This is a genomic window from Streptomyces mayonensis (assembly GCF_018982965.1).
Taxonomy (GTDB): domain Bacteria; phylum Actinomycetota; class Actinomycetes; order Streptomycetales; family Streptomycetaceae; genus Streptomyces; species Streptomyces mayonensis.
In genome coordinates this window covers 58,543-65,026 of the sequence record NZ_JACBYP010000039.1, presented here as the reverse complement: position 1 = coordinate 65,026, position 6,484 = coordinate 58,543, and the positions used below count along the sequence as shown (strand labels likewise).

Genomic DNA, 6,484 nt, shown 5'->3' with positions numbered 1-6,484 from the left:
GGGTCGCGCTGCCCGGCGCTTACGGGGCGCCTCCCCCAGAGGGGGTACCCCCAGCGCCCACCCGTGCCGCCCTGGGGATACCTCCCAGGCCGTTCAGGCACTGGGGAGGCACGACTGCCCGCAGCTGGGGCGGGGAGCGGGCTGCCCGGGGTTGGTGTGGTGGGCAGATAGGGTCGTCGGGTGATGGGAATTGTGCGGAACGTTCGGGTGTGGTTCGTGCCTGAGGAGGTGCGGGAGGAAGGGGACACCCCCGACTACCGGTTCTCGCTGGCCAATGAGCGGACCTTCCTCGCCTGGCTGCGGACCGCCCTCGCCCTGATCGGCGGCGGCTTCGCGGTGGACCAGTTCCTGCCCGACCTGCGCTGGGGCTGGCGCGTGGGACTGGCACTCGCGCTGCTCGCCGCCGGCGTCCTGTGCTCGCTGCGGGCCGTGAACCACTGGGTGCGCTGCGAACGCGCCATGCGCCGGAACGAGGACCTGCCCGTCTCCCGCTTCCCGGCCCTGCTCAGCGTGGTCGTCGCCGTGGTCGCCCTGGTGATGGTCGTCGTGGTGCTCGTCGGCTGGGAGGGCTGAGCGTGGGCGGCGCCGACGCCACCGTCCCGGACCGCGACCCCGGGCTGCAGCCCGAGCGCACCCGGCTCGCCTGGCGCCGCACCACCCTCTCCGGCACCGTCGTCGCCGTACTCGCCGCCAAGACCGCGCTGCACGACGGGGCGACTCCCGTCTCCGTCCTCGCCACCGCCCTGTGCTGCGGCCTCTGGCTGGCCTTCCTGCGGATCGCGCACGGCCGCATCCGCACCCTCGCCGGGGCGCACCGCCCCCGCGCCCTCACGCCGCCGCTCGCCGCCGCGGCGGCCCTGTGCACCGTGGCCCTCGCGGCCTGCGGTGCCCTGCTCGTCCTCTGAGACGGCGAGGAGACGGCGACGGGCCGGTGATGAGGCGGCGGCGAGGCGGCACCAACGCCCCGCACACGCGCCGTAACGCCGATCACGTTCCGCCCACCCACTGGACGGCATACCGACCGGTCGGCATCATGAGTTCCGATACTGTTCGCCTGCCCCAGGGAGCGCCGATGAGCCCCGACCACCCGCCCGGACTCGACCTCGACCGGTTGCGCGCCCTGCTCGACCGCGAGCGGCCCGGCCTGGTGACCGGGCCGCTGTCCGGCCGGCTGATCGAGGGCGGGCGCTCGAACCTCACCTACGCGGTCTCGGACGGTACCGCCCGCTGGGTCGTACGGCGCCCCCCGCTCGGCCATGTCCTGGCCACCGCGCACGACATGAAGCGCGAGCACCGGGTCATCAGCGCCCTGCACACGACGGACGTGCCGGTGCCGCCCACCGTGCTCATGTGGGAGGACGAGGAGGTCATCGGTTCGCCCTTCTACGTCATGGAGTTCGTGGACGGCACCCCGTACCGCACCGCCGCCCAGCTGGCCCCGCTCGGGCCCGAGCGCACGAGGGCCGCCGTGCTGCACCTCGTCGACACGCTCGTCGGGCTGCACGCGGTGGACCCCGCCGAGGTCGGCCTCGCGGACTTCGGCCGCCCGGAGGGGTTCCTCGACCGCCAGCTCCGCCGCTGGGCGAAGCAGCTCGACGCCTCCCGCAACCGCGACCTCGCCGGCATCGACGAGCTGCACGCCGCCCTCGGGCGGGACCTGCCCCGCTCCCCCGCGGCGACCGTCGTGCACGGCGACTACCGGCTCGACAACGTCCTGATCGGCGACGACACCGACGAGATCAGGGCGGTCCTCGACTGGGAGATGTCCACGCTCGGCGACCCGCTGACCGACCTCGGCCTGCTGGCGATGTACAGCAGCCCGCTGGGCCTGCCGGACTCCCCCGTCTCCACCACCGCCCAGGCCCCCGGCCACCCGGCCCCCGCCGAGCTGATCGAGCGGTACGCCGTGCGCTCGGGGCGCGACGTGTCCGCCGTCGCCTGGTACACGGCGTTCGCGTGGTTCAAGCTCGCGGTGATCCTGGAGGGCATCCACTACCGCTACACGCTGGGCCGGACGGTCGGCCGCGGCTTCGACCGCATCGGCGACCTCGTCCCCGTCTTCATCGAGCACGGCCTGACCACCCTTCAGGAGGGCTGATCCCGTCATGGACTTCGCGTACGACGCACGCACCGAGGAACTCCGCGCCCGGCTGCTGGCCTTCATGGACGAGTACGTCTACCCGGCCGAGCGGACCGCCCACGAGCAGCGCGCCCGGCTCGCCTCCCCCTGGGACACGCCGCAGGTCGTGCACGACCTGAAGGCCGAGGCCCGTCGCCAGGGCCTGTGGAACCTGTTCCTCCCCGACGCCGGGTACGGAGCGGGGCTCACCAACCTCCAGTACGCCCCGCTCGCCGAGATCACCGGCCGCAGCCCGCAGCTGGCCCCGACCGCGACGAACTGCGCCGCGCCGGACACCGGGAACATGGAGGTGCTGGCGCAGTTCGCCGACGAGGCGCAGCGCAAGCAGTGGCTGGAGCCGCTGCTCGCCGGGGAGATCCGCTCGGCGTTCGCGATGACCGAGCCGGAGGTGGCCTCCTCGGACGCCACGAACATCACCACGCGCATCGAGCGCGACGGCGACGAGTACGTGATCACGGGGCGCAAGTGGTACATCTCCGGCGCGATGAACCCGGACTGCCGGATCTTCATCGTGATGGGCAAGACCGACCCGGACGGCGAGGACGTCCGCCGCCAGCAGTCCATGGTGCTGGTCCCGCGGGACACGCCCGGGGTGACCGTGCAGCGGGCCATGCGGGTCTTCGGGTACGAGGACCACGACCACGGCGGCCACGCCGAGGTCGTCTTCGACCACGTGCGCGTGCCGGTGTCGAACCTGGTCGGCGCGGAGGGCGGCGGCTTCGCCATCGCCCAGGCCCGCCTCGGTCCCGGCCGCATCCACCACTGCATGCGGCTGATCGGCATGGCCGAGCGCGCGATCGAGCTGATGTGCCGCCGCGCGGTGGCCCGCGAGGCCTTCGGGAAGGCGCTGGCCCAGCAGGGCGTGGTCCACAACTGGATCGCCGACGCCCGGGTCACCGTCGAGCAGCTGCGGCTGCTGGTGCTGAAGACCGCCTGGCTGATGGACACCGTCGGCAACCGGGGCGCGCACACCGAGATCCAGGCCATCAAGATCGCCACGCCCCGCGCGGTGGTCGGCATCCTCGACCGGGCGATCCAGCTGCACGGTGCGGGCGGTGTGAGCCAGGACTTCCCGCTGGCCGAGCTGTACGCCGGTGCGCGGACGCTGATGATCGCCGACGGCCCCGACGAGGTCCATCAGCGCTCGCTGGCCCGCCGGGAGATCAAGAAGTACCTCTGAGGATCGAGAAGTACCTCTGCGCGGGGCCGCCCCCGGGAGGTCCCGGGGGCCCGTCACCGGTGCGTCAGGGGCGCAGTGCGCGCAGCAGGAGGTCGGCGAGGTGGTCGGCGACCTGCTGCGGACCGAGCGGTCCGTCGGGCCGGTACCAGGTGGACAGGTGGTGGATGGACCCGAAGTGGTAGTCCACCACCAGGTCGGCCGGGGTCTCCTTGGTGAAGACGCCGGTGCGCTGGCCTTCTTCGATGAGCGCGCGGAAGCGTTCGTGGTAGCGGCGGCGCTCGGCGCGTACCTGTTTGTTCTTCTCCGGGCTCAGCTGGTGCATGGAGCGGAAGAAGATCGCCGCGTCGTCGAGGTTCTCGATGGTCGTGACGACGACGTCCGCCGCCGCGTCCCGCACCCGCTTCTCGACCGGGTCCCGGGAGTCCGCGAAGGCGTCCAGGCGTTCCTGCTGGAGGCGCAGCAACCGCGCGTACACCTCGTGCAGGAGGTCGTCCTTGGAGCCGAAGTAGTGGTAGAGCGCCCCCTTGGTGACGCCGGCCGCCTCCACGATCTCCTGTACCGAGGTGCGGTCGTAGCCCTGCTCGGCGAAGAGCCGGGTGGCGGCGGCCAGGAGCCGCTGCGGCACCGGAGTGCCGTCCCCGTCCGTGGTCCTGGGCACTGCCGTCACCTGCCTTTCCGTGTCACTGTCCGTTCGCTGCCGCGTCCTGGTGCGTACGGGAACGCAGTTCCCGACGGAGGATCTTCCCACTCGCCGTCTTCGGCAGCTCGGGCAGGATCTCCACCTGACGCGGGTACTTGTACGCGGCCAGTCTCTCCCTGCAGTACGCGGCGAGCGCGTCCGGGTCCGCCCCGGCGCCGGGGCGGAGGCTGATATACGCCTTGACGGTCTCGCCGCGGTAGCCGTCCGGGACGCCGACGACGGCGGCCTCGCGCACCGCCGGGTGGGTGTGGAGCACGTCCTCGACCTCGCGCGGCCAGACCTTGAAGCCGGAGGCGTTGATCATGTCCTTCTTGCGGTCGACGACGTAGAGCCAGCCCTGGGCGTCCATGAAGCCGATGTCGCCGGTGCGCAGTTCGCCGCCGGGGAAGGTCGCGGCGGTGGCGTCGGGGCGGCGCCAGTAGCCGGGGACGACCTGCGGGCCGCTCACGACGATCTCGCCCTGTTCCCCGAAGGGCACCTCGGCGCCCTGCTCGTCGACGATCCGCACGACGGTGTCGGGGCCGGGCGCGCCGACGGCGAGGGTGCCCGAGGCGGGGTCGACCGGGGCCTCCTGGTGGGGCGGGACGGAGGCGCAGGGCGCGGTGCACTCGGTGAGTCCGTAGCCGTTGCGGACGTACGGGCCGAAGCCCGCGCGGAACTCCTCCACCAGGGCGGGCGGCAGCGGGGCGCCGCCGGAGGAGATGTTGACGAAGGACGCGAAGTGCTCGCGCGTGGCGGCCGGGTGGGCGGCGAGGGCCATGAAGGCGGTGGACGGGCCGACCGTGTAGTGCGGCCGGTGCTCGGCGAACGCGTCGAGCACCACGCCCGCCTCGAAGCGGTAGGCGAGGACGAGGGTGCCCGCGCTGTTCAGGCAGGCCCCGAGCTCGCAGACCATGCCGGTGATGTGGAACAGCGGGGCCAGCGCGAAGTAGACCGGTGCGTCGGGCAGGCCGAGTCCGGTGCGCTGCCGCTCGGCGTTGAACATGATGTTGCGGTGGGTGTTGGTGGCGCCCTTGGGGGTGCCGCTGGTGCCGGAGGTGTAGCTGATGAGCGCGGTGTCGTCGGGGCCGGGGTCGCGGCCCCCGGGTGCCGCGTGGCCGGCGCGGGCCGCCTCGGCGAGGTCGTCGGTGTCCGCGGCGCGCGGCAGCCGCTCGAAGGTCAGTACGCGGGTGTCCCCGCGGGTCTGGAAGTCCAGTTCGCACGCGGTGAGCACGATCCGCACCGGTGACGGTTCCGCCGTCTCGCGCAGGTACGACTCCCAGGCCCGGTCGGAGCAGACCAGCGCGGCCACCTCGCCGTCGCGCAGGACGTGGCCGACCTCCCCCGCCTTGTACATGGGGTTGACGGGCACGACGACCGCGCCCGCCTTCCAGGCGCCGAGGACGGCGAGCACGAAGTGCGGGGAGTTCTGCAGCAGGACCGCCACCCGGTCGCCGCGCTCCAGGCCGCGTGCGGCGAGGTGTCCGGCGACGGAGTCGCTCAGCGCGTCCGCCTCGCGGTAGGTGAGGCGACCGTCGAAGTAGGCGAGGAAGACCCGGTCGGGGGTCTCGGCGGCGGCCCGGCGCAGGGCGTGCACCAGGGAGGCGCCGGGGTGCAGCGGGGCCTTCTGGGCCTCGGTCAGCAGGCCGAGCCAGGGCTTGGCGGCGTAACGGGAGCCGGTCATCGGGCCGTCGCCTCCTCCCACTGCCGCTGGAGGCGGTTCATGCCGTGCAGCCAGCGGTCGGGTTCGACGGCCCGCGCCTGGTAGTACTCGGCCACCTCGGGGTGCGGCAGGATCAGGAAGCGGTCCTCCTCGATGCCCTTGAACAGGGCGTCCGCCACGTCCTGCGGTTCGATCGCGGTGGGCTGGAGGACCAGGTCGCCGGCGCTGCCGGTGGCCGCCAGCATGTCGGTGCGCACGCCCTGCGGGCAGATCGCGTGGACCTTGATCCCGCGGTGGCGGTAGGTGAGGGAGAGCCACTCGGCGAAGGCGTAGGCGCCGTGCTTGGTGACGCTGTAGGGCGCGGCGCCGATCATGGTGAGCAGTCCGGCGGCGGAGACGGTGGAGACGAAGCGGCCGCTGCCCCGTTCCAGCCAGTCGGGGAGCAGTTCGTGGGCCGCGCGGACGTGGGCCATGACGTTGACGTCCCAGGCCAGCGCCCAGACGGCTTCCTCGGCGTTCTCCGTCCCCCCGGAGGCCACGCCCGCGTTGGCGCAGTACACGTCGACGCTGCCGCCCAGCGCCTCGCGGGCCTCGGTGACGATCGCGGAGGCGTCGCCGGGGACCGCGATGCCGCCGATCTCGTCGGCGACGGACCGGGCCCGGTCGGCGTCGAGGTCGTTGACGACGACCCGGGCGCCCCCGGCGGCGAAGCGGCGGGCCAGCGCGGCGCCGATGCCTCCTCCCGCCCCGGTGACGACGACTCCGGCATCCTGCACGGCTTCCACCATCGGTCTCCTTCGACACGGCTCGGGCACGGCGCTG

The 6,484-nt window shown here is 73.1% G+C and carries 7 protein-coding genes; 4 read left to right on the top strand and 3 right to left on the bottom strand.

Features of this window, described 5'->3' with window-relative positions:
* The first annotated feature begins 180 nt into the window (after positions 1 to 180).
* The 4 genes from HZS56_RS17290 to HZS56_RS17275 all read left to right on the top strand — a co-directional run bounded on the left by HZS56_RS17290 (position 181) and on the right by HZS56_RS17275 (position 3,320).
* A complete protein-coding gene (locus HZS56_RS17290; RefSeq protein WP_216721596.1) occupies positions 181 to 573 on the top strand; it encodes a YidH family protein in 393 nt (130 codons plus the stop codon).
* 2 nt (positions 574 to 575) lie between these two features.
* A complete protein-coding gene (locus HZS56_RS17285) occupies positions 576 to 905 on the top strand; it encodes a DUF202 domain-containing protein (RefSeq protein WP_216721595.1) in 330 nt (109 codons plus the stop codon).
* A gap of 167 nt (positions 906 to 1,072) precedes the next feature.
* Positions 1,073 to 2,098, top strand: a complete 1,026-nt coding sequence (locus tag HZS56_RS17280; RefSeq protein WP_216721594.1) for a phosphotransferase family protein — start codon at positions 1,073 to 1,075, stop codon at positions 2,096 to 2,098.
* Between the two features lie 7 nt (positions 2,099 to 2,105).
* Entirely contained in the window at positions 2,106 to 3,320 is a 1,215-nt protein-coding gene (locus tag HZS56_RS17275; protein WP_216721593.1) for an acyl-CoA dehydrogenase family protein, read from the top strand.
* Between the two features lie 64 nt (positions 3,321 to 3,384).
* On the opposite strand, the gene HZS56_RS17270 is transcribed toward HZS56_RS17275, so the two are convergent.
* The 3 genes from HZS56_RS17270 to HZS56_RS17260 are packed head-to-tail and all read right to left on the bottom strand — an operon-like array spanning position 3,385 to position 6,450.
* Positions 3,385 to 3,978: a TetR/AcrR family transcriptional regulator gene (locus HZS56_RS17270; protein WP_216721592.1), complete on the bottom strand. Its 594-nt coding sequence runs from the start codon at positions 3,976 to 3,978 to the stop codon at positions 3,385 to 3,387.
* A 22-nt stretch (positions 3,979 to 4,000) separates the two neighbouring features.
* Positions 4,001 to 5,683: a class I adenylate-forming enzyme family protein gene (locus HZS56_RS17265; RefSeq protein ID WP_216721591.1), complete on the bottom strand. Its 1,683-nt coding sequence runs from the start codon at positions 5,681 to 5,683 to the stop codon at positions 4,001 to 4,003.
* On the bottom strand, positions 5,680 to 6,450 hold the full coding sequence (locus HZS56_RS17260; protein WP_216721590.1) for an SDR family oxidoreductase: 771 nt from the start codon (positions 6,448 to 6,450) through the stop codon (positions 5,680 to 5,682). The genes HZS56_RS17265 and HZS56_RS17260 overlap by 4 nt, the downstream gene beginning before the upstream one ends.
* Positions 6,451 to 6,484: the final 34 nt, after the last annotated feature.